This window comes from Bremerella cremea (assembly GCF_039541315.1).
Taxonomy (GTDB): Bacteria; Planctomycetota; Planctomycetia; order Pirellulales; family Pirellulaceae; genus Bremerella; species Bremerella cremea.
This window is the reverse complement of the sequence record NZ_BAABFZ010000003.1, coordinates 2879832-2903508: the sequence shown is the minus strand read 5'-3', so window position 1 is coordinate 2903508 and position 23677 is coordinate 2879832. Positions and strand designations below refer to the sequence as shown.

At 56.7% G+C, this 23677-nt stretch carries 20 protein-coding genes; 9 read left to right on the top strand and 11 right to left on the bottom strand.

The features are described 5' to 3' along the window. Positions 1-115 precede the first annotated feature (115 nt). Together ppk1 and ABD890_RS14125 are read left to right on the top strand one after the other, a co-directional pair. The gene (gene ppk1 / locus ABD890_RS14130) at positions 116-2287 is read left to right on the top strand and encodes a polyphosphate kinase 1 (protein ID WP_345090508.1); all 2172 of its coding nucleotides are present in this window, start codon (positions 116-118) and stop codon (positions 2285-2287) included. 112 nt (positions 2288-2399) lie between these two features. Next, the gene (locus ABD890_RS14125) at positions 2400-3611 is read left to right on the top strand and encodes a S1C family serine protease (protein WP_345090505.1); all 1212 of its coding nucleotides are present in this window, start codon (positions 2400-2402) and stop codon (positions 3609-3611) included. Here ABD890_RS14125 and ABD890_RS14120 read toward each other — a convergent pair. After that, entirely contained in the window at positions 3608-5326 is a 1719-nt protein-coding gene (locus ABD890_RS14120; protein ID WP_345090502.1) for an arylsulfatase, read from the bottom strand. The genes ABD890_RS14125 and ABD890_RS14120 overlap by 4 nt on opposite strands. Before the next feature lie 130 nt (positions 5327-5456). Between ABD890_RS14120 and ABD890_RS14115 the strand changes: the two genes are divergently transcribed. Further along, positions 5457-6647, top strand: a complete 1191-nt coding sequence (locus ABD890_RS14115) for a YcxB family protein (RefSeq protein WP_345090499.1) — start codon at positions 5457-5459, stop codon at positions 6645-6647. A gap of 9 nt (positions 6648-6656) precedes the next feature. Here ABD890_RS14115 and ABD890_RS14110 read toward each other — a convergent pair whose 3' ends face one another. Both ABD890_RS14110 and ABD890_RS14105 read right to left on the bottom strand, forming a co-directional pair. After that, a complete protein-coding gene (locus ABD890_RS14110) occupies positions 6657-7520 on the bottom strand; it encodes a hypothetical protein (RefSeq protein ID WP_345090496.1) in 864 nt (287 codons plus the stop codon). 399 nt (positions 7521-7919) lie between these two features. After that, positions 7920-8378 carry a hypothetical protein gene (locus tag ABD890_RS14105; protein WP_345090493.1) on the bottom strand — a complete coding sequence of 153 codons (459 nt, stop codon included), beginning with the start codon at positions 8376-8378 and terminating at the stop codon, positions 7920-7922. A 337-nt stretch (positions 8379-8715) separates the two neighbouring features. On the opposite strand from ABD890_RS14105, the gene ABD890_RS14100 reads away from it, so the two are divergent. Then, positions 8716-8970 (top strand): biotin/lipoyl-containing protein, encoded by a 255-nt coding sequence (locus ABD890_RS14100; RefSeq protein WP_345090490.1) that lies wholly within the window; start codon positions 8716-8718, stop codon positions 8968-8970. A gap of 18 nt (positions 8971-8988) precedes the next feature. Here the strand turns inward: ABD890_RS14100 and rpiB are convergent, their stop codons facing one another. The 6 genes from rpiB to ABD890_RS14070 all read right to left on the bottom strand — a co-directional run bounded on the left by rpiB (position 8989) and on the right by ABD890_RS14070 (position 17244). Beyond that, positions 8989-9432, bottom strand: coding sequence for a ribose 5-phosphate isomerase B (gene rpiB / locus ABD890_RS14095; protein ID WP_345090486.1), 444 nt, complete (start codon positions 9430-9432; stop codon positions 8989-8991). 193 nt (positions 9433-9625) lie between these two features. Beyond that, the gene (locus ABD890_RS14090; protein WP_345090484.1) at positions 9626-10996 is read right to left on the bottom strand and encodes a GNAT family N-acetyltransferase; all 1371 of its coding nucleotides are present in this window, start codon (positions 10994-10996) and stop codon (positions 9626-9628) included. A 59-nt stretch (positions 10997-11055) separates the two neighbouring features. Continuing rightward, positions 11056-12696, bottom strand: a complete 1641-nt coding sequence (locus tag ABD890_RS14085) for a hypothetical protein (protein WP_345090481.1) — start codon at positions 12694-12696, stop codon at positions 11056-11058. Further along, positions 12690-13430 (bottom strand): glycosyltransferase family 2 protein, encoded by a 741-nt coding sequence (locus ABD890_RS14080; protein WP_345090478.1) that lies wholly within the window; start codon positions 13428-13430, stop codon positions 12690-12692. The genes ABD890_RS14085 and ABD890_RS14080 overlap by 7 nt, the downstream gene beginning before the upstream one ends. A gap of 281 nt (positions 13431-13711) precedes the next feature. Continuing rightward, positions 13712-14530 (bottom strand): Nif3-like dinuclear metal center hexameric protein, encoded by an 819-nt coding sequence (locus ABD890_RS14075; protein ID WP_345090475.1) that lies wholly within the window; start codon positions 14528-14530, stop codon positions 13712-13714. Between the two features lie 47 nt (positions 14531-14577). After that, positions 14578-17244 (bottom strand): hypothetical protein, encoded by a 2667-nt coding sequence (locus ABD890_RS14070; protein WP_345090472.1) that lies wholly within the window; start codon positions 17242-17244, stop codon positions 14578-14580. A gap of 207 nt (positions 17245-17451) precedes the next feature. On the opposite strand from ABD890_RS14070, the gene ABD890_RS14065 reads away from it, so the two are divergent. Together ABD890_RS14065 and ABD890_RS14060 are read left to right on the top strand one after the other, a co-directional pair. Beyond that, positions 17452-18237: a sugar phosphate isomerase/epimerase family protein gene (locus tag ABD890_RS14065; RefSeq protein ID WP_345090469.1), complete on the top strand. Its 786-nt coding sequence runs from the start codon at positions 17452-17454 to the stop codon at positions 18235-18237. A gap of 77 nt (positions 18238-18314) precedes the next feature. Beyond that, positions 18315-18827: a hypothetical protein gene (locus ABD890_RS14060; RefSeq protein ID WP_345090466.1), complete on the top strand. Its 513-nt coding sequence runs from the start codon at positions 18315-18317 to the stop codon at positions 18825-18827. Here ABD890_RS14060 and ABD890_RS14055 read toward each other — a convergent pair. Then, entirely contained in the window at positions 18796-19500 is a 705-nt protein-coding gene (locus tag ABD890_RS14055) for an RsmE family RNA methyltransferase (protein ID WP_345090464.1), read from the bottom strand. The genes ABD890_RS14060 and ABD890_RS14055 overlap by 32 nt on opposite strands. Before the next feature lie 138 nt (positions 19501-19638). Between ABD890_RS14055 and ABD890_RS14050 the strand changes: the two genes are divergently transcribed. From ABD890_RS14050 to ABD890_RS14040, 3 genes are all read left to right on the top strand, one after another. Next, positions 19639-20376: an AAA family ATPase gene (locus ABD890_RS14050; RefSeq protein ID WP_345090461.1), complete on the top strand. Its 738-nt coding sequence runs from the start codon at positions 19639-19641 to the stop codon at positions 20374-20376. Positions 20377-20583: 207 nt separating this feature from the next. Next, positions 20584-21216: a DUF6677 family protein gene (locus tag ABD890_RS14045; protein WP_345090459.1), complete on the top strand. Its 633-nt coding sequence runs from the start codon at positions 20584-20586 to the stop codon at positions 21214-21216. Positions 21217-21243: 27 nt separating this feature from the next. After that, the gene (locus tag ABD890_RS14040) at positions 21244-21456 is read left to right on the top strand and encodes a hypothetical protein (RefSeq protein WP_345090456.1); all 213 of its coding nucleotides are present in this window, start codon (positions 21244-21246) and stop codon (positions 21454-21456) included. Here ABD890_RS14040 and ABD890_RS14035 read toward each other — a convergent pair. Further along, positions 21407-23641, bottom strand: a complete 2235-nt coding sequence (locus ABD890_RS14035; RefSeq protein WP_345090454.1) for a penicillin acylase family protein — start codon at positions 23639-23641, stop codon at positions 21407-21409. The genes ABD890_RS14040 and ABD890_RS14035 overlap by 50 nt on opposite strands. Positions 23642-23677 lie beyond the last annotated feature (36 nt).

Here is a 23677-nt window from a genome sequence, read left to right as displayed (position 1 = left end):
GCCAGCGAAAGGGGTGTCCGGGGGGCTCGAAGAAGCTCAGTTTGGGCTAAAATGCCGTTCTCTGCCCTGAATTGATGCCAGCAATGTTTTCCGCAGCAATAGGCTCGAAGGACTGATGACGCAGGAAATTACGGCTCGCCTGATCGACCAGAATCTAAAGACCACCCACCCTGAAATCGATTGGACCGATCCTTCGTGGCGCGAGGCTTACTCGGACCGCGACCTGGGCTGGCTCCAATTCAACAGCCGCGTGCTGCATGAAGCGCTCGATCCCCGCAATCCGGCGCTCGAGCGGATCAAGTTCCTGGCGATCTTCACGTCGAACCTCGACGAGTTCTTTATGAAGCGAATCGGGCTGCTACGTACCCGTAGCCAGGCCGAGCGTTTGAAGAACAAGGTGATCGGCCCGGTGCCGGTGCAGCAGCGTCTGCAAGAGATGCGTCAGGTCATCCTGCCGATGCTATCAAAGCGTGCCCGCTGCTTCCGCCGCGATTTAAAACCGCTGCTGGCAGAGCACAATATTCACCTGCTCGATTGGGAACAACTTTCCGACTCGCAGCGTGAAAAGGCAAATCTCTATTTCAATCGGAACGTCTACCCGGCGCTGACGCCGCTGGCGCTCGACCCTGGGCATCCGTTCCCGTATATGTCGAACCTCTCGACGTCGCTCGGCTTCGTTTTGCGAGTTCCCGATTCGGAAGAAAACCTGTTTGCCCGCGTGAAGGTTCCCAACATTTTGCCGCAGTGGATCCAACTCGATTCCGAGATGGAAGAAGGGCGTTCGTACATTCGCCTGGCCGACCTGATCCATAACAATGCCGAGAAGCTCTTCCCCGGCATGACCATCATCGATTCGAGCCTCTTCCGGATCACCCGAAACTCGGAAGTCGAAATCGAAGATGACGACGAATCGGAAAGCATCCGCACGATCGTCGCGGAAGAACTGCGTCAACGAAAGTTCGAGCCGGTCGTTCGCCTGGAACTGTCCGAGAATCCTAACCCGTGGGTTCGTTCGCTGCTGATGCATCAGTTCGAGCTCTCGGAAGATGACGTCTATGAATTCCAGGGCGAACTCGACTACGCCGGGATGTGGCCGCTCGCCTCGCTCGACATCAAAGAGCTCCGCGACGAACCTTGGAACCCGATTGTGCCCGCCGACCTGGCAGGCGAAGAAGCCGACATCTTCTCGGTCATTAAGTCCGGCGACTTCCTGGTGCATCATCCGTATGAAAGCTTCGACGCGAGTGTCGAGCAGTTCATTCGTGCCGCGGCCAACGATCCCAAAGTGATCGCGATCAAGATGACTGTGTATCGCGTTGGTGACGATACGCCGTTCGTGCGAAGTCTGATCCGCGCCGCCGAAACGGGCAAACAAGTTGCCTGCTTGATCGAGCTGAAGGCCCGCTTCGATGAAGAACGCAATCTGCACTGGGCCAAAGAACTGGAAAAGATCGGCGCCCACGTCGTGTATGGCGTGCTGGGTCTGAAGACGCACACCAAGATCGCGCTGGTCGTGCGGCAAGAGTCGGACGGGATTCGCTGCTATGCCCATATCGGTACCGGCAACTATCACGTGAAGACCGCCCGGCTGTATACCGACTTGGGACTGTTCACCTGCGATCCGATGTTGACCGACGACGTGGTCAACTTGTTCCACGCCCTGACCGGTCGTTCGCGCGAACCGAGCTTCCAGAAATTGCTGGTCGCTCCGCCGAACATGCGAGATCAGTTCCTGGTCAAGATTCGTCGCGAGATCGAAAACAAGAAGGCAGGCAAACCGGCATTTATCGTCATCAAGGTCAACCAACTGGAAGACCCTGAAATGTGCCAGGCGATTGTCGCCGCTTCGCAAGCAGGCGTGAAAGTCGAGTGCATCGTCCGTGGCTTCTCGTGCTTGCGAGCCGGAATCCCAGGGCTAACCGAGAACGTCACGATCCGCAGCATCATTGGCCGCTTCCTCGAGCACTCGCGGATCTTCTTCTTCGCCAACGGCTCCGAAGATCCACTTGAAGGCGAGTTCTACATCGGTTCGGCAGACTGGATGCAGCGCAACCTGAGCAATCGCGTTGAAGCGGTCGCCCCAATCGAACTCCGTTCGCACAAGGAACGTCTCTGGGAAATCCTCGACGTCGCCATGAAAGATCGCCGCCAGGCCTGGGTGATGACGCCGGACGGAGACTACGAGCAACTCATTCCGACCGAAGAAGATAGCGATATCGCCCGCCTGGGATCGCATCGCACGCTCATGTTGCTGTCGCAACAGCGTATCAAAGAACGCATCAAGTAATTGGCAGGGGCGCCAGAACCATTTGTGGCTTGTTACGTAAATGGCGATGTGTGAATAATTAGATACCCCCACCACGACAGGAGTCCCCCCAGTCGAATCAGGAGCACGATCGATGCATGCATTGAAGAGCCTGCCCCTTTGTTTTGGAATTGCTTTCCCACTGCAACTCGCCATCGCTGCGAACACGTTGCTGGCTCAAGCACCTCTCGAAGAGCGGGAAACAGTCTACGAAATTCAGCGTGACCAGCAGCTGAAAGTGGTCCCCGGTTCCGATACCACGTTGATCAACGATATTAAACATCGTACGACGCCGGTGATTCCTGAAGGGGAACTCGATCTGACGCCAGACGAGAAACGCAACATCTTCGTCTACGAGAAAGGGAACCGCGCTGTCGTTCATATCACGACGCGAAGTGTCCAGATCGACAACTTCTATCTGATGGAACGCCCGGCGGAAGGCTCTGGTAGTGGCAGCGTTCTCGACAAGCTTGGCTTGATCCTGACCAATTACCACGTCATCGAAGGGGCCCGCGAGATCCGGGCCACGCTTTTCAACGGCGAAAGCTATCCCGCCACGCTTGTTGGTCAGGACCCTGTCAACGACATTGCCGTGGTGAAGATCGATGCTCCGTCGGACCTGCTGCACCCGGTGCAGTTCGGCGACTCGTCACGACTACGCGTCGGCCAGAAGGTGTATGCCATCGGCAATCCTTTCGGTTTGGAACGAACGATGACGATTGGAATCATCTCGAGCCTCAACCGCGTGCTGCCATCGCGGAGTGGACGAACGATGAAGTCGATCATTCAGATCGATGCCGCCTTGAATCGGGGTAACTCCGGCGGGCCGCTCTTCGACAGCAACGGCCGTCTGATCGGCATGAACACTGCCATCGCTTCCAGCACCGGCGAGAACACGGGCGTCGGCTTTGCCATCCCGGCTTCGGCCATTCAGCGTGTCGTACCGCAGTTGCTCGAAAATGGCCGTGTCATTCGTCCGGACATTGGCATCACGCGTGTTTATCAGACCGAACAAGGCTTGATGGTGGCGACCGTGGCTCAAGGAGGTCCTGCCGACCGAGCCGGAATCAAAGGCTTTCGCCTCGTCCGCGAACAGATCCAGCGTGGCCCATTCATCTACGAGCAAAACCGACTCGATCGTAGCGAAGCCGATACGATTGTCGGTATCGACAATGTTCCCGTGCAAACCGCCGACGATCTGCTTTCGGCCATCGAGAACAACAAGCCAGGCGAGACGGTCGTGCTGAGCGTGCTCCGCAAAGGAAAGAAGGTCGGCGTTCAAGTCGAACTGGCGGTTGGCGATTAAAGCCCTTCGCCAACTGGCTGAACAACCACGTCGCCCAGCGTCGTATTGTTCTTAATGAACTCCCGCGGGCTACCTTCGGTTTGCAGCCAGACATCGAGAATGCCAGTTCCTGGCGTCAATTGCAGCGCGGCGACTGGCTGGCGTGGGTCTTCGATCTCGAAGGCCTGGACGTTCCCCATCCACTGCACCATCAAAGTTTGGCCAGCTTCGGCGGGCTGATTCAATCGAAGCTGCACCAGCATGGCATGCGGAACATTAACCTTCCAGCCCAAGGCCCGGTCTTGTTCGTAGTAGGCATCCTGGTAGCGGCACAGCAGCGTCGATTCGGTAGCTTCCGATCCTAAGACGATCGGCGGCGTCTCGAAGTTACGGGTCGCTTTCACATCCGCAAACCAGGCGTCGTACGCTTCCGTCAACTGCTCGACCTTCTCCGGCATCGATGCCGCCAGGTCATTCGTTTCGCCGGGATCTTTCTGCAGATCGAACAACTGGATCCCGGTCCGCCGCTTCGGAGGCACTTCGTCGAGCTTCTCGAAACCGAAACTGCCGACATTCATCACCAGCTTGTACCGCTCGCCGAGCACCGCCGCATTGTGATACGGCTCTGGCTGCAGCCCACGATGAACCTGGAAAAATAGATTCCGCTCGCGCCACGTATCCTGCTTCCCTTGAAGCAGCGACCAGAAGCTGACGCCGTCCAAGCGATTTGGCAAATCGGCCTTGGTTTGCGTCGCTTCAATCAACGTCGGCAGCCAATCGATATGAGCCAGCCGGGTTGCCACCTTCTGGCCCCCTTCCAACTGGCTCGGCCACTGCATGAAGCAAGGAACGTGAATGCCACCTTCCAGCACCATCGACTTCCGGCCGTTCAGGGCACCGTTAAAGCGACTCTGCTGCGGCCCGTTGTCGGTCAAGAAGATCACGATCGTATTGTCACGCAGCTTCAGCTCATCCAGCTTCGCGAGCAGGCGACCAAAGTTCTGATCGATGTTATCGACCATGGCATACACCTTGGCGGTTGATTCTTCCTGCCCTTTCGCGGCATACCCTTTCCAAGCGGTCTCGTCGACAATCAGCGGTGTGTGCGGGGCGTTGGTGGCGATGTAAGCAAAGAAAGGCTGGTCCTGATTCTGCTCGACAAATTGGATAGCCTCGGTGAAGAATATGTCGGTGCAGTAGCCTTTTGCCTGGACTGGCTGTCCGTCCTTCCACAGCATGGGATCGAAGTAATCGTTCGGCTGATCGGGCGGCTGGGTGATTCCGCCTGACTTGTGGATCAGGCTAAGCTGGAAACCTTGATCCTGGGGGCGCATCGGATAGTTGTCGCCCAGATGCCATTTCCCAAAGACCCCGGTGACATAGCCCGCATCCTGAAAGACCTCGGCCATCGTCTTTTCGTCGCTGGCCATCCGAGCACCACCTCGGGAGGTGTGGATCACGCCGGTTCGATAGAAGTAACGCCCGGTCATCAGCGCCGCACGTGTCGGGGCGCAAACCGGGCTACAATAAAACTGCGTGAGCTGAACGCCCTGCTTCGCGAACTGATCGAGGTTTGGCGTTTGCACAATCGAGTTGCCATGCAAGCCAACATCACCGTAACCTTGGTCGTCGGTCATTACCAGAATGACATTCGGACGGGCCTCGGCCTGGCAAACCTTGTCGGTCGACAGCAGGGCACTCAAAACGACAAGTGAAAATGCGATACGAATCATCATGCAATAACCAATACTTCTCATCCACGAACGTAACCGTGTCGAACCATTCTCTCGAATTCGCGAGCCTGTTTCCACGAAAAATCGGCTTGGATCGGTGCTTCCTATCCAAGCTTCATACAAAGCGGATCCTATGCCATTGGAAGTAACCTACGAAAACGAGTCGTCCGATATTATCGAGGTTTTGCAGGGGATGTCGTGGACAGAGCGTCTGCAGGACTATTTCCGAGCCCTCACCCTGCTGACCATCTTGTGGCCGATTGCCCTGTTGCTGGTGATCGTTCAGGAATGGTATTTCCTGATGCTACTCGGGGTTTTCGTCCTGATGGTGGGCGTTTTGCTGACCGGCATCTACATGTGGATGGTCGCTCGGCTGAAATACAAAGTCGCCGTCCCCCCTGGCAAACAAACGCTCCGTCTCTTTAACGAATACATCGAATTCCAAGGCGATCGAGGCTGCTGTCGTCTGCCGTGGAGCTATATCAAACGGGTCCGCATCTCGAAGAACTCGGTCGCGATTTATATCGAGTCGCTACGGGCCTACATCATCCCGCGGCGCTACTTCGATTCCCCAGAAGCAGCCGAGGCGTTCGCCAAGAAGGCGGAAGAGCTGTACCTCAAAGCTCAACAGCAGACGATGCCTCTTCCGACCTGGGAAGACTTTCATCGCGATTTCAAACTTGCCGAGTACAACCTGATCCAGGACGAAGTTCAATGGGAGAAGAATCTTTCATTGGAGTCTCGGCTGATCATCAATGGCCCTGATCCGGATGGCACCAATCCGATGCCAACGCCGGGCGGACTGGCGGTGCAGTTCATCTTTCCGGTGATCTTAATCGCGGCACTGATCGCCTTGAAGACGTTCGACTGGGACTCACCCCGGTTGATCGGTACACCATCGGAACCAACCTTCTTCTATTACTTTCTGCTGGTCCTGGCGACGTTCTTTATGTTGATCCTGGGGCAGCAGATCTCGAACTTCGTTCGATACTGGCGAGAACGAGCTCGGCAAGCGAAAAAGCCGAGCCTGACGCGGATGTGGATCTATCGCGAAGGGATTGCGACATGGACGGAAGAAGGAGTCGGCCTCGACCAATGGGGGCTCTTCGGTCAAATCTCAGATGACCGCGAGGCGATGGTGTTTTACGATGCGAATCGCCAGATGTCCCAGATCATCCCCAAAGCGGTCATCAACAAGACTTCGCGGCCGGACGAACTGGTCGAACAGATTCATCGCCTGGTCGAAGAAGCGAACACGAACCAAGAAGAAATTGTGCTGGCCGAAGTCTCAGACAATCCATACCAGTCGCCATCGGCCCAATAGCCGTCAAACTTACATCCGGGGCGAACTCCAACGGGCTCGTTGCTGCTGCTTTCGCTTGAGGACCGGATCGTTGGTCGTTAAGAGTTGTTCGACCAGTCGCTGAGCATCGTCGGCCAGATTGACGATGCGTGCTTCCCACATGGGATTGATCAGAGTGTTCTGGTCGAACAGTTCCGCCCCGAACGTGTTCATCACCGCGCCGGCAATATCGCGGTTCATATCGGCATTGGCAGGCTCGTTGACCAACTGTGTGCCGAACGCCTCGATCGCCGATTCCAAAAGCAACGTCCATGAAGCGGTTTTGTGCGAAGAGCCCCGTTCCGATCGGATGTCGTTGCCAAACTCTCGGACCCGTTCCTGGTCGAAGCCGAAGCTGTTCACGTCGGTATCAGCGGCGATGTACCCCAGCAGCATATCGGTCCAGCGTTCGCTGCGCCGTCGTAGCCGATTCAGCGGAACCATCATTGTCGCTTCGAGCCCTCGGCCATGCAGCAGTAAGTTCAAGGCTCGATTGCGAGCTTCCATGTGCCCGAGAAAGACACTGCGGGCCACCGGCTCGGCCACGTTTTTCATTTGAATACGATCGTGGGCCACGCAGATCGAAATCCAGACTCGCGTCAGGATATCGCTGACCAAAATCTCTTCGATCACCGGACGAGCCGCGTTCCAGAAACGTGGCAGATCGGAAACGCTGCCTGTTTCCAAAAGCTGCGAGTGCGTTTTCAGGCGGATCCCCCAGCGGTCGAGGCGACACTTCGAGGCGATCCAGTATTGCTCCAATGCGGTAGGACTATAGGTAACACGACCACGGAGATAGGCAGGGGCATGGATGGCAAGGTAGGCAGCAAGCTGGACATGTTCGCGGGCATGCATGGAGGAGTTACTTTACGTCTAGCAGTGTCTGGAGATCTTCTCAGGCGTCGCCGAAGCAACGTTTCCTGGCTCGCTATTCGAGCGACACAACTAAACGCAAAGAGGGTGCCAGACCGGCTGCGGCTGGCTGCAACAGCCACGTAACCAACTTCCCTAGCAGCACTTACAGTTTCTCACCAACCTCTTCCCCGGGGTGTCCCCACCCAAAAGGGACGTTGCGGCAAAGCAACGTGTTGCCTTACCGCAACCTGAGCCTAGGGATGTATTACATCAAGTCCGCAATCAACCGATCGTTGGCCAGGGCGAAGTCTCGTTGGCAACGACGAGCAGGGCGTTGGCTTGTCGGCGCAACAAGGCCTCGCAGGCCGATCGAATCGGGAGCATCACTCGACCAAACGCTCACACGCCGAAGCTGGACGGGATCAGACGTCCTGATTGAACTTCCCAGTAATAGCAATACATATCTCGTTTCTCACCGGCGACGAAGAACGACAGCTCGAGACGATTGGGATGAATGCTATTCAGACAGGTGGTGTTAAAGAGGCGGTCTGGCGACGGAACCGCGATCCGATGGAGCTCTTGATGATCGAGCGTTTCGAGCAGAACCTGAACGCCAGTGTTGGGACCTGACCGATTTCCGTTCGCCTCGAAGACATAGACGTTGTAGGTGATGCCGCCGACCGACTCGATTTGAAACTCGGAATGCAGCCGATAACCTGCCTGGCAGAACTGCCCGTTGTGTCGGCGGAGCCATTCACCACCGCAATCGGCCAGACGCCTGATCGACGACTCGTAACAGAAACAAAAGGCGGCCAGCACGCAAACGATCAGTAGTATCGACTTGATTTGCTTCGACATGCTTATCCCCCTGCCCAGCCAGAAGCTGCCTCCCAGGATCAACTAGTTCGTTTACCGTAAGCTAATTCCCTAGAAGTGGCAAAATATTGGGCGAAAATTCTGACACCGGCCAACGATAGCTCTGATATCACACGGCAAAGCAAGCACTGCAAACGTCGCCAAGAACTTAAAAGACCACGATTTACGATCGGGATTCGACCTTGAACCGATACTGCTTCCTCGTTATTAATCTCCAGCCCTGCGACGAACCCTCTCGGGAACCGTCAAACAGGACGAGACAGATTGCCAGATGGATCGGGCAATCTCGCCACCGCCAGAACATAGAAATCTCAAATCCATGCTGCGCGAAGAGTTACAACCGCTAGTTTTGCCGGAACTTGGTCTAGCCGATATTTTGGTGCGGACAAGTCTGTGGCTTGTTCCGCGTGGTTCTTTCGTTCGCGAAGGAGATCGCGTGCTGGAAGTTCTGGCTGGCGAAGTGACCTTCGATTTGGTCTCGCCGGCGACCGGGGTGCTGTGTGAAACCAGCACCGAAGAAGACGATATCGTCTCCGAGGGTCAGGTCCTCGGAAAGATTCGCGTCGGGGCGTAAGCAGCGCCCGATTCTCGCTTACTGATCGCGCGACAAGGAATCGATCTTCTCGATTCGTCGCTCGTGTCGACCACCCTCGAACTCGGTTTCGAGCCAGGTATCGACAATCTTCAGCACATCCCCTTCGGCGGTCAGACGTTCGCCGATCGAGATCATGTTGGCCTTGTTGTGCTGACGGCCAAGCTGGGCGGTCTCGATATTCCAGGTCAATGCGCAACGAACGCCGTGGATTCGATTTGCGGCGATTGCTTCGCCATTGCCCGAGCCACCCAGAACGATACCTCGTTCGCACTCGCCGGCTGAAACAGCCTTGGCGGCCGGAATAATGAAGTCGGGATAGTCACACGATTCCGCCGAATCGGTCCCGAAATCGACCACTTCATGCCCCAGCGACTTCAAGTGCTCGATGATGATGGACTTGTAACGATAACCGGCGTGATCCGAGGCGATGGCGATCTTCATGGTGAAGCGGCAGGGAAAGAAAACAGCTAATCAGGAAAATGGAGGACCTACGCAGTTCGCATAAATCATCCCACAGGTGACCATTCGAGCGATCAATGATACCTCAATCCGCTCGGTTTGCCATGTCCCTGAGACCGGAGAGATTTGTCACGCGACGAACCTCCTGCCCATCGCTCGCTGGCAGATGCCACTGCTATCGCATCGGTAGCGTGTCGATCGCGGGGAACCAGGGTGGCGAATAGTCGAACAATTGCGAGGCAACATGCACTGCCACTTGCGTCGAGGCCTGGATCTCGCCTAGCTGGACCATAGCTTCAATCGGCAAGTCCCCCAGGACCAGCCGAACCAGTTGAGCCCCGCTTAGTTCCAGGTAGCTTCTCCCTAACTTGCCGTCGGTCAATGTACCTTTGCGTTTGCTGAGTTGGATGCAGAATTTTTCTCCGTCGACCAGCAGCCCCAGATCGACCGGCAGTTCCAACCCTCGCAATTTGGCTCGTTGATGTAGCAGCGTGCAAAACTCGGCCAACTGCTGCACGGCGTTCGGCATGCGGACGAGAATTTCTTCTCCTGGAGGCGAATTGCTGGTTCCGCCAACGCTCCGCAAGACCTGATGCAGCGGATCATCGACCGACGATTCAAATCGCAGTTCGCGATAGTCGGCTTCGTAAAGATCGCTGCAGATACGATTCACCAGCGGCACACGCACGGCGCGTTCGTGCGGCTGCGTGACAACCTCCAGAATCTGCCCTTCCTGCACGATGGCATAGCCGGCGATTCGATCGATCGCGTCATCCAGCGCCAACTTGTTTCCACCTCGGATCGCCACGTATAGGGCGTCGAACGCCTTTCGCCGGAGCAACCAATCCCACATACCCGCGGTCCGGGGAGTTCCGACTTGGTGCGACTGGAAAGACTTCTCGTACAGCGCGACCAACGCGTCCGCTTCGACCTGACGCATCAGGCGAATCCAAAGCCCGGCTTCCTTGCGAGGTGGCTCTTTCCAGGTCTGCGACGTCGACTCGCCGCGGACAGAAGCCAGGAACGGCTCCGTCGCGGCGATACTTCGGAACCCGCTGGAAAGCTTGATCCAGCCAAACCGCGTGAGCCGTTGTGCCATCGCCGCACTCGTGCGATGCATGATGAACGAGCCGGAAAGGTGATGAAATGACTCGTCGAGACAACCAAAGAACGCGTCGACATTCGTCGCATCGACATGCTCGGGTGCCAGAACGAACTCGCTTGCGCGGAGGTAAGGCATCAACATTCCGTGCAGCCAGATCTGTTGCGGGACGCAACGAATATGGCCGATGATTTGATTACCCAGCCGAAACGTGAGCCGTTCGCGAGTGTCGTAATCGGGGCGTTCCTGCTGCGAGTGAAACTCGTTCTCGTCATACGAGTACAGACAGTGCTTCATCAGTTGCAAGATCGCAAACTGATCACCTTCCTGACTGCTGGTAAGCCGGAACCGGTCCGGATCTCGGCGAGAGAAGCTCGCGAGGGCAGAAGTGCTGGGTGGCTGTTGAGTCGATAGCGGATAGGTCGAAGTAACGACGCGACGCATTCAATCCGACTCCGTTCAATAAAGACAAATCCCTTTGCGAAGTGAACTCTTCTCTTAGGTTAAGACTCTTTTTCAGCAAGGTCCAGTAGCAAATTCCGCAATCGTTCGATTGGAAAGAGAACAAACGAAAACTCGCGTGACGCCAACAACTGTTTCTCGTTCAATTGGTGCGTGATCTGATCGCGCTCAATTCGAAGGCGCGCAACAGGTTCGGTGATTTGCGATCGCAGCTTTGCGTTGACTTCTTCCAACTGTCGATGCCACGCAGCTTTTTCTGGAAAACCAGGTATGTCGTTCAGCAAGGCCTGCTTCTGTGAGACGAGTGCGTACCACTCAGTATGATCTTCCGCACACGCTTCGACCGCGCGGTCAGGATTGAAAACCGCATCGCGCAGCTTGTGATCGATGGCCCGAACGTCGTCCGCATCGGCAGCCGGACGTTCGATCGGCAACAACACGGTTGCCGTAGCCGTCACGTACTGAGGTGGCTCGATCCCGTAGAACTGCCGAATGATTTCGTCGGTTACCTGATCATATTTCGCCCCGCCAATGCCATGGGCAAACAGGTCCGATGCGGCGAGTCGCAGGATCGTCGTGTTCGACAACGCGCGTGGCCGCAGGTAAGCTCCGTGCTCGATCAAACCTTGCAGCGTCGGCACCAGTCGATCATCCGCCGGGCAACGGATTTCCCAGCCGGCTCGATCCGATAAACGGAGGGCATCTTCCTCGTGGGTAACCCACAATTGCCGCCGATGCGCGTTGTCGGTCGTCCAGATCCAGAAGGGAACTTCGATCCAGTCATCCTCCATTTCCAAGTCGGGGACGGGATGGGAAGTACTGCGAATCCCATGGACTTTGCGGTATTGGTTCACGCAGTCGTTGTAGATCGATCGGTAGCGCTCCGCCTCGATCAAAATAGAGGCCACGAACTGGCAAAACCAACTGGTCCGACATAGCTGGCTCAAGGGCACATCAAGCGTGTTCAAACCGAACGCCGCTTCCAAGCGATTCCGCGCCACCGAGAAGGCCAACCCGAGCGGCTTGCCTGCTTCCACTTCGCGGACCACATCGGGCCAGACATGCAGGACCGCAGGGTCATCGACGAAGGGCTGAAAGGTTTCGGCAACTCGCTGGGCAAAGGAGCGAAGCGTGTCGAGCGACTGGACCGAAGTCATCTCCCACGGTACGCGTGGCCCTGGTTCGTCGTAGGCGATACGTGTTGGAACCGGCTCGTCAGGTGTGCCGGTAAGCGCCGCGATTGAAGGGGCAGGGGCGACATCGTTGTCGACAATCACGTTGATCGCCAGGCCATTAGTTTTATTGGCGATTTGATCGATCAGAAAGTTCTTGAACCAGACACCTGGATGATACAGAGCCGGCTGATGCCCGGAAACAATCAGTGGCATCTGTTCGTCGATCGCGGCAGGAACTTCCCGATAAGGGGCCGAATGTTCCATCGCCAGACGGATCATATCGGCATGTGCCTGACGACGTAGGGTTGCGAGCGAAACGCCACCGATCGATGCTTCCGCGGCGACCTGATATCGGCGGGCATTCTCTTCGAGCAGCAAACCAGGTTCGAGCGGACTTGGCTCGACCATCGCTTCGGCATGGCCACGAGGCGCGCGGATACGATGGTACCGGATTCCTGATTGCTCGCCGGTCATGGAAACTGCCGCGTTGGGAGAGAGGTTCAGCACGAGGCCATCGTTTGGACGCCTGCCTTGGTCAGGCCACTGCGTGCCAAGCTGCGATCCAACACGAAATGGTAATAGTTCAAACGCGTTCCGCCGTCATCGAGCGCACCACCGAACGAACGATTTTCGTCGAGGTAGATCAGCGGCACCGGCAGTTCCACGATCGTCAGGCCAGCCTTGGCAGCTTCGACCCACAATTCCAGCGGCATCGCATAGCCGGTTTCGGTGACGTCCATCTTCTGCAGCGCTTCGACGCGATACGCTTTAAATCCGCAGAACGCGTCGGTCAATTGAAAGCCGAGCAGGCGATTCAATTCCGACGTGACACGACGATTGATAAACAACCGCTGCGCTGGCGGCTCGCTTTGTCCCTCGAACTGCTTCAGGTAGCGGCTACCGGAAACGATGTCGACCGAACGGCACGCTTTGACGAACTTCGGAATCAACTGCGGTTCGTGCTGACCATCGCAATCCATCGTGACGAGGATGTCGAACGCATGTTCCTGAGCGTATTGGAACGCTGTCAGCAGCGCGGCACCGTAGCCCGAGTTCTTTTCGTGGGTCACAACGATGATGTCGTCACGCTCTTGCAGCAGCGACAACGTATCGTCGGTCGAGCCGTCGTTGACCACCAACACGGGGTGACCATAGCCGACGACCTGGTCCAGCACGGAATGAATCGTTTTGGCTTCGTTGTAGACAGGGAGGGCGATAAGGGCCTTCTCAGGATGTTGCATAAAGTTCGCCGATCGTTGCTGGACGTTAATTTACGACAGGTTTTTCGTAACCATTCTGCGTCGCGGTCAAACGGGTGGGGCCAAAATTCTTAGCCCAAGCTACCGCTGACCGACTCGCTGCCCGGCCCGAAGTCGTCATAACCATTGTTATCTCAATGCCTTAGATTGACAAACTCCCTGCGGAAATTCGTCAACGCGGATCATAAACCCGCCATTGGGGACACAACCGTTGTGGCAACAGTAGTTTGGATGCCGACTAAATCGAGGGCGTTGCAGAAATTTTAAGCGAAGTGGATCGGGTCGGATTCCTGCTGACTGCTCCAGATATTCAGGTCAGGGAACGCTTCTGCCAGGATGGCCGCCAGGTTCTCTACCGCAAACCGTTCACTCGCATAATGACCGGTCAGAATTAGAGCGATTCCCTGGGCTTTCGCTTCCAGGCAAGTATGGAAGCTCGTTTCCCCCAGGATCAAGCAATCGACCTCTTTGGTGATCGCTGCCCCGAGCAGTTCTCCAGCCGATCCGCAACCAACCGCAACCGATTTGATTTCCGACGTTCCCCGGCCCACTACTTTGACCATGGCGGCCTGGGTTGCCTGCTTGGCTTGTTCGGCGATCCGGGCCAACGGCGTCGCGCCATCCGCCAACACTCCCCATCGTCCGGTCCCCACCTGCGAGGTCGGCCCCGACACGCCAAGCAGATCGACCGGCAACAATGGCTGAATATCGGATAGCCCCAAAGCGGAAGCCAACTGGAAATTGATTCCTTCGGCACACGAGTCGAACGCTGTATGAGGACTGTAAACGGCGATCCCGTTTTGGATCAGCTTCAGCAGCATCTGGCCAGTTGTATCGCGAGTCGTGATTCGCTTAAGTGGACGAAAGGGCAGGGGATGGTGAGTCACGATCAGGTTCGCGTTTCCCTCGATCGCCTCGTCGACTACCTCAGGAGTAATCGTCAAACAGGTCACCACCGCATGGACTTCCTGTGCCGTGTCGCCGATCAGCAGACCGACGTTGTCCCATGACTCAGCCAATTGGCTGGGGGCAAAGCGTTCGAGGAAGTCGCAGACATTGCTAAGAGGGATCGATGAAGCCACAAGCTACTCTTTCGTCACGAATCGAAGGCAAAGGGAACCGTTGTCCCTTAATCCTTGACTTCCACACGATGATTGAAAACCCGGGTTCCGCCAATTTCTCGCAATCGTAGCAACAATGTCGAGCCTTGCAGCTGTTTGCCATCTGGAATGCGATAGACGATGGTCGTCCGTCCGAGACCGAAGTTCATAATCCGCTGCCGCATCTGTCGTCGCCCGCTCGCATAGAGCAAGCAGTCAAACGACATCAGTTCTTCGGACAAGTTGTAAATCGTCGCTTCGACAATCAAATCGCCCGTTTCTTTATCGAGCACCGAGGAGGACTCGACCTGCATCATGCCTGATCCAACTTGAATCTCGCGGTAAACGCTGAATTCGTATTCCTGATCGGTCGTGATGTTGAAGTCGATCCGCACCGGTTGCATCCCGCTGTCGGCATCGGCTCGCAGCAAAATCTTATACGGAGACTTCAGTTCCCCACCTCGTGTCAGCTTAAACCGCAAAATGCCTGGGTTCACATTCCAGACGTCGGGAGCCACAAGCCGCGCCGTACCGCTGATTGCCGCCGGGAAGGTATTCTTGATCGTGGCATCGATCCGCTGCGTTCGTCCGAAGTCGCTCTCCAACTGAGCAGGATCGAACTGGAACGCCAGACGCATTGTCGCGACACTGTCGTTCAAGCCGATTAGAAACTGTGGAATGGGGCCAACCGGCACGACTTGTTTCTTACCATCTTGCTTCGGAATCAATTCGCGGCCCCACAAGTCGACGATCTTGACGTCATCGCCCAGGTAGAGCGTCTCTTCCGTTTCCCGCGAGTTCCACACCACCATCACCGTTCGGCCTTCTCGGGAAAAGACGTAATTTCGGCTGCGGTTGGGAAGCTGGATCGATCCCTGGTACTTGGTTCCCGAAATCAAACGAGCGGTCGTACGCCAAGGCAGTAGCAGTTCTGCCGGCGAACCATCTTCGTTCATCAAGCCATATTCCTGATCGAACGGTTTCGGAATGAACGCGGCGTCAGCTTCGTGGATCTTGGCGGCCAGCATCTTCTCGACCAGGTCGCGAGCCCGCTCTTCGGTCGTATAGCGCGAACGTGGCAGTGGGTAGATGGTTGCGAACCGAGTCGTCTTTCCCTTCGACTTATCGAGGTAAGCCCCCAGTTCATCCTTGGTCATCGGAATCAGCCCATCCAACGCTCCAGTTGGAGGCAAGATCGAATAGGCAAGGAAATCGTACGGAGGCTTCTGCCCTTCAGGCGTCTGCGCCATCCAACGCCAAGGAATCCCCAGCATGATATCCTGACCGCTGGTCCGCAGTTCCTGGCGAATTTGCTGCAGCTTCTCGAGCAGGTTCGTGTAGCCGACAAAGCTCACGTCGTCGTCGGCCCCAAGTTGCCAGTAATGCACCGTCAACGAGAGCCGCGTGAGAATTGGTTCGACATAAGGTCGCCACAACAGCGGTTCGGCGAACACGTTAGCGACCAGCATTGTTTCCTGTTCACCAAACAGGTTGCGAATATCAGCCGGCGGCTTATCGATCACCGCGACCATACTGATATTGTGCTTATGCAGCCGCTCGGCGAACCGGGCCAGGTTGTTAGCCCGATCAGTGTCGTTGTCGTTGTACCAGACCGGGAACTTCACCCAGTTAACGCCGGCCGTTGTCAGCAAGTCGAACATCCGCTGAAAGTCAAGCGGCTCTTCTCCGTTGGGCAGCGACCAGCCGAACTCGCCCCGTTCTGGGACTTTGTCGCGTGAAACAACCGCCAAGGTCATGATGCGGCGATGCATCAGCCCCGAGCTTCCGAGCATCGTGGCACGAATTTCGTAAAAGCCATTTTCCTCGATCGGTGGTTTCCAGTTGATATCGCCGGCGTAGCCGACATCCCAGTTCTCGTCCTGGTAGGCACGTTTGCCGAACAGTTCCGAGATCTTCTCCGTCTTACGGGCCACCACCTTACCATCGAGTCGGCTTTCCTGCCGGGCCAGCGACTGCCGGCCGACGTCGACCAATTCGAAGATCACGGTCGGATTTTGTTCGAGGATGCCCGAGACATTGCAGGTTACCTCGATATCTTGATCGTCAAGGTAAACGCTACCCCCATCGAGCGTTGCCAATGTCATTTTCGGCAACCGGGCAAACCAGATATCGTCGAACCAGACCTTGCCGGTCAGGTCTTCATCAACCCCTGCCTCTGGCACGACATGCAAACCAATCACGGCCAGATCAAGGCCCGTGTTTTGCGGAGCGATCGGTCCGATACGGATCTTCACCCAACCGCCAGATTCGCGGAACTTCTCCGAGTAGTACGTCTCGACCGGTTGCTGCTTGTCGTTGAAGAACGTCAGCGAGATGTAGGCTTTGTCGTAATGCAAACCTTCGGTCTTCAGTCGGCCTTCAAGGACATAGCTGAAGATATCGCGAACGGCGATTGGCGGGCTGTAGATCGTGGCCGCCCCACCATCCAGATCGACGAGCAATGACCGGCCATTGCCGGCGGTTTCGTCTTCGTTGATTTCGACATCGATATAGCGGGGATAGCCTGGCCCGGTTCGGCGGGTCCATTGATCGGGCCAAAGGTCGTAGTTCAAGTCGACCGTTTCACCGAAGTCGCACTGAAACAGTTCGATCGCCTCGGGATGTCGCTGTTCAATGGGCGCATCCTTCCAGTCCGCGGCCAGAATAAACAGAGGCAAAAGAAACAAAGGCGACATGGCGTTTCACAGGCTATTTTCAGAACTTCGTCCAGCAGAGCACGCAGCATCCACGCGCAATCCGCTAAACTCTTGCATACCCCGACGGGACCGCTGGCATGGCTCCGGAATTCCGCCATTCGCCACCACGATGAAAGTCGCGTCAAACGTTATAATCGATGCATCTGTTCTGATTCCTGGCTACCTTCACGTGGTTTTCCATCATCTATGATCCCGCTGAGCGTCCAACTTCGTAGTCTTCGTCTTCCGTTCCGTAAGGCCCTGCAAACCGCTGGCGAGCTGGGTGCCGATGGTATCGAGATCGATCTGCGCAACGAATTGCGTCCGGAAGACCTCTCGCAAACTGGGATCCGCCACCTCAAGAAGATCCTTTCCGACTACAACCTGAAAGTCGCTTCCGTCAGCTTCCCGACCCGCCGTGGCTATAACGTGCTGGAAGATCTCGAACGCCGTGTTGCTGCCACTAAGACGGCGATGACCGCGGCTTACGATCTAGGCGCGAAAGTCCTGGTCAATCGCATCGGCGGCATCGATCCCGACATGGAGGCTGAAACCAACGGACGCCTGTTGGAAGTACTGGATGACCTTGCTCGTCACGCCGATATTTGTGGCGTCACCTTCGCCGCGAAGACCGGTCAGGTCGATGGCCCGGTGATGAAAGAGTTTCTCGATAAGCTTCCGGAAGGAGCGATCGGTGTCGACTTCGACCCTGGGGCTTTGATCATCAACGGCTTCTCGGCGGACGAGTCGTATCAGGCACTCTCCAAGTACGTGGTCAATGTCCGCGGTAAAGATGGCGTGAAAGATCTCGCTCGTGGTCGTGGTATTGAAGTCCCCTTAGGACGGGGCACGGTCGACTTTCAATGGTTGATCGCTTCGCTGGAAGAAGCGCGTTATCGCGGCTTCATCACCATCGAACGCGAACATCCAGAGCATCCCGTCCAGGAAGTGTCCGATGGCCTGGAGTACCTCCGAAACGTTCAGATTCCGTGATCTTGTTTGGCGGTCCCTTGCCAGAACGGTAGGATGAACGAGAACGTCCACCGCGCGAGCTTTCTCGGAGAACAACCATGCCTCGTATCGCCCCTCTGCTGCTGCTATTGACTTTGGCCGCTTCGATCTTGCTGCCGACTACTTCGTCAGCGGACGAGCCTGCCCAACCTGAAGATACCCAGGCCAAGCTTTTCGAGGCTTTCACCAACGACATGAAAGATGTCGCGTTGATCGGTTCGTTCACGATCGTCGGCCAGGAAAACAAAGGGCTCAAGCCGGAACGCTACGAGATCAAAAGCGTCCGCAAACTGGACGAAGGAGACCTATGGGTCTTCAACGCTCGGATCAAGTACGGCGACCATGACGTCCAGTTCCCGATCCCGTTGGAAGTGAAGTGGGCGGGAAAGACCCCTGTGATCACGCTTGATCAAACGACGATCCCGGGCCTGGGCACCTTCAGTTCTCATGTCGTGATCGATGGCGACAAGTACGCAGGTACCTGGATGCATGGCCCGGTCGGCGGTCACCTGTTCGGTCGAATCGAGAAGCTGGAAAAGGCTAAGGCCCCGGCGGAATCGTCACCAAACTAGCCATCGCCAAGGCTGCCGTTTCGACTCTCAGAATGCGAGGTCCGAGCGAAACGACCTGGCAGCCAGCGGCGGCTGCTTGGGCGACTTCTTCCTCGCTGAAACCACCTTCGGGTCCGATGATTCCTAAGACCTGGCCGGCAGCCGCAATCGTTGCCGGTTGAATCGCGTCGCCACTGGGATGTAGCATCAGGGCGACTTCCGGCTGCGAGGCCAAGACCTGCTCGAGCGTCTGCCCCTCAGCCACTTCCATCAGCACGTTGCGTTCGCACTGCTTGCTGGCTTCAATCACGGCTCGGCGTAGCCGTTCAATCGCCTTTTCGACCGGCTGGGCAACTCCGCGTTGCGTGAGAAGCGGAATCAACCGAGCCACGCCCAATTCGACACACTTCTCGATCAGCCAGCGTTGACGATCCCCTTTCGGCAAGGCGACCGCCAGCGTCAGTTGCCGGGCCGCCTCGCGGGAAACTTCTTCCTGCTGGCGAACCGTACCGATCACCTTCTTTTTACCGACGGAGATGAGTTCGATCTGGTATTCGATACCGACACCGTCGAAACCGACGACCATGTCGCCCACGTTGGCGCGCATCACTTTTGCCAAATGCTGCGACTCGGCTTCGTCGAAGGTGACTTCACCCGCGACGGGAGGTTGATCGAGAAAAAATCGTTCAGACATGCGGCGTTGCGCAATCAAGGTTCAGGAATGCGTGAAGACTGCGGCCGGATTCTACCGAAACAAACTGAGGGCAGGAATGCCCTGCGCGGGTGCTATCGCCCGCGACCTGCTAGCAGCCTTCAAACGATTGTCCCCTACATGAGTCCCTTTTTCGAGAGCCCAGCTTATCTGGAGGCCATCGCCCGTCTGGAGTATGCCCTCCAGCGTCGCGATCGCGTTGCGATTTTGACCGGCCCGATGGGTAGCGGAAAGTCGACTTTGCTCGAGAAATGGACCGCCCAGCAGCGTCGCCAGGGATTGATTGTTCCCTATCTGAAAACGCCAGGAACCTTCGAACACGACTTCCTGTGGGAACTGGCCACGCAGCTCAAAGCCGACGTCGGCATGACTTCGACGCCGGCCGAACTGTGGTTCCAGATTCGCGAACAACTGACAGCGTATTCGCTCGAGCAACGTCCGGTCGTGGTGGTGGTGGACCATGTCGAGGAAATCGCTCGCGAAACAGCCGATATCCTGCTTTCCTTGGCTCGCATGCACTGCGGGTCCGAGGCCAACAGCACGCTGCTGCTTTCGGTCGATCAGAAGTACCTGCACTCGTTCGATCTCCGCTTGCTGAAGCTGGCTGATCTGAAGATCGAGCTGGAAGCCTGGGAACCAACCGACGTGGCCCGGTACACGGCCGCTTATTTGGCCGAGCACCCTGAGCCAACCTTAGAGATCGACGAAGCGGCGATCGCTGCGGTCTCGCGGTATTCGGAAGGCTTGCCGCGGGTGATCTCCCAGATTCTCGATCTTTCCCGGCTCGCCGCCGAAGCTGGCCAATCGGAAACAGTCACTGCAGAATCGATCGAATCGATTCGCGAAGAACTGCTCTGAGCCCAGTTCCGCCAGGCCCAACCGGCGATCATTTTGTCGAATCGGCCCAAGCTTTCGCGACCTCTTCTAGCATTGCAACCAATTGCTATCTCTCAAGTTGCATCATCTGGCAACACGTTCGCAGGGCGATAACTGGCCTGGATTCAAGAGCGTATTCGGCTAAGATTGAGAGATTACGCAAGCAGAATATTTTAACCGGTCTAACCTATGTCGAATGACACCGGGTCCCAGCCTACCGCATCGGACCAAGATCCCTACGCCCCCATTCCGGTCGATCTGAAGAACCCAACGACCGCCGCCATCCTGGCCTGGCTGGTCCCGGGGGCTGGGCATCTTTACCAGGGTCGCCGTGGCAAAGGGATCTTGTTTTTGGTCTGCATCCTGTCGATCTACTTCCTTGGCTTGTCGATGGGTGGTGGTCGCGTGGTGTATGCCAAGTGGGATAACACCGAGAAGCGTTTGCCATTGTTCTGCCAGTTGGGCGTCGGACTGCCGGCGATGCCAGCGTTGATCCAGTCGGCGCTGATTCGTCAGAAGATGGACCCAATCGAAATCAACGGCGTCCGCTTCATGGCGCCGCCGGCCGATGTCAGTGAGATGGCCGACCTGCATCGCACCTACGGCTACCTGTTTGAAATGGGCACGCTGTACACGATGATCGCGGGTCTGTTGAACGTGCTGGCGATCTACGATGCCGGGGCCGGCCCAGTCTGGATGATTCCCGATTCTGAAAAGAAGAAACGTAGTCGCAAGGCAGAAGATTCCAGTAGCGACGACGAAGAGGAAGAAGCTCCGTCTGACGAGACGAAGCGTAATCAATCGGCCGAAAGCCCCGCCTAAACGCCTTCAACTGGAAGACCTTCGACCATGTTTCCAATCTCGCTCTTGGCTATGTTCCCTGGCTCGCAACTGGTGCTTTATGCGTTGCCACTGATCGTGGTGGTCAGCCTGGTTTACGGCGCGACTCGGCACGAAACCTGGCCAGCCATCCTGAAGCACTCGTGGGATACCGCCGTTTGGATCCTGGGATTTATGGGAGCGGTTTTTCTGGTAATTCTTTTGGCGGGCTGGACTCAGTAGGCGCCTCTTTCTGGGGAGCAATCCGCTTGTAGCCACCTTCCAGCCAACGCGGCACGTCGCTTTTGTAATACCACGAAAAGCGACTCTCGCTCGGCCCGCCTGGCAAGTTCGTCCAGGCCTCTTCCTTCGCCATGTCAGTCACCAGGTGATAACTTGGCGCGAAGGTCGACTCGCGTGTCGCTGTCTGCAGAACGTGTCCTTGAAACACCGTGGCATGGCAACCTGGCATCGCATATTGCGGACTGTCGAAACCAAGCAGCCGCCCCACGTGCCCACCACCAAAGAAGCGGTCAGTAAAATGGAAACTGTTGAACTGGCCCCAGGTCGTCTCCTTTTCGAGCAGCACCTTTTTCCCCGCCGTATGGATCATTTCGCCTTTGTCGCGCGACTGCCACCATAGTGACAAGTCCTTCTTCAAGATCGCATCACAGGCCGCGATGATCATGCTCGAGAAACCTGCACGTGTCACCAGGTACAACGTTCGGCGCGGGCCCATACCTCGCTCGTGCCCAAAGATCTCGAGCAAGGTGTTGCGATAAAATCGCTGAAACGCGACCGCTTCGGTGCTTGCTGGATCGTAGCGGAAGTCCCAGCCTTTCAGCTTTTCCTTCAGTTCATCCGGTGCGAAAGGGAGCAGAATCGGCAGGATCTCGCGGGCTTGAATGCTCAGCAGGTCGTACTGCAGTTGCTGCATATCGGTGACCGTGATCTGCTCCATCTCGTTCAGCCGTTCAACGATTCGCCGCTTGCGATAATCTGGCAACGTCTGGCTGACCAGCTTCGGGTGATCTGGCTGATTGATGTCTTCGTTGGCGGTCGCGATGAACCCACATTCCGGATTATAGATTCGCGGCAACTGGTCGATCCCGATCGAACCTTGCCAATGATTCCGTGCGTCCCACGCTGCGACCGGTCCCAGTCCGGAAACATCGTGTCGCCGCCGTGGGAATCGCCCGTTCCCTTGCAGGCCGATATTGCCATACACATCGCTAACCACCCAGCACAAGGTTGGCTGCGGGCAATGCTTGGCGACATCTAAACCTTCAGCCGTACTTTCGGCCCGGAGCATCTGCAGCCACGAGGCGATCGCCATGCCCGAACGTGCCTGCGTCCCGGTCCAGGCCAGCGAGAAGTAGTAGCCATCGCCGAACTGCTCTGGGTCGACTTCCAGAACGCCTTGCGGATTCTCGAACACCCGCATCATCGTCGCAGGCTTTCCTTTGCAGCCAATCGCTTCTTCGCGCACGTGATAGTCGAACCAATCTTCGTCCCGGCGATACTGCCAGTTGCCTTCTTCCGACTTGCGAACATCCTCGATGAAAAAGTCGGTCGTGTCCCCCTTCATGTAGGTGACACCCCAGCTAATCTTTTTGGTCCGCCCCACGGCAAACAATGGACACCCGGGCAGGGTCGCTCCCATCGCGAAGTTATCGTCCCACCGCAAGACCGCCTCGTACCAGATGGCAGGCAGGCGGTTTGTTTCCAGATGCGGGTCGGAGCAAAGGATCGGAGCCCCCGACTTCGACTTGGCTGGCCCCACCACCCAGGCATTGCTGCCGGCCAGTCGTGGCAGGTCCATCAGCACTTCCAACGCTTCGTCCGACATCCGCCGCACGTTGTGCACTTGGCGAACAAGATCGAAGTCGACATGCTCGAGCCGCCCCGGAAAGAGTTCACGCAGGGCGTCTTCGTCGCCGCCAGCTTGAATCAGTTCGATCACGATGCGTTCGTTTTCCAACTGACTGACTGCCAGGCCACCGAAGCTCAGCAGGTTGCCGATGTACAACACCGAGACCGGATCCCAGGGGGTTGCTTCAAAACCGGTGGCCCACATCGGTAGGGTGTGCCCGATCGCCTTCATCCCGTCGTTCACACCGGTGCAATAGTGGTGCACTTCGTGCTGGATGTCTTCGGGCCAATACTCCATCTCGTGCGGCTGATTGCGATGCAAACCGACGCGGCGGAAGAAGCGATCCGTTTCCAGAAGTTCGTCACGGGGAGCAATCGCCTGGGCCGCTTGCCCCGAGGCAACTGCCCGGGCGAATAGAATCTGCGTCAGACGATCGGTCGCATGCATATAGCCGAGGCCATAGAGCGCATCGTCGCGAGATTTGGCGTTGATATGCGGAACACCAGCGTCGTCGCGCTGGATCGTGATGTCACGCGTAAGACGGGGAAATTCCATACGGTGTTAAGTCCTGTCGGCTGACCAGGTCTGTCG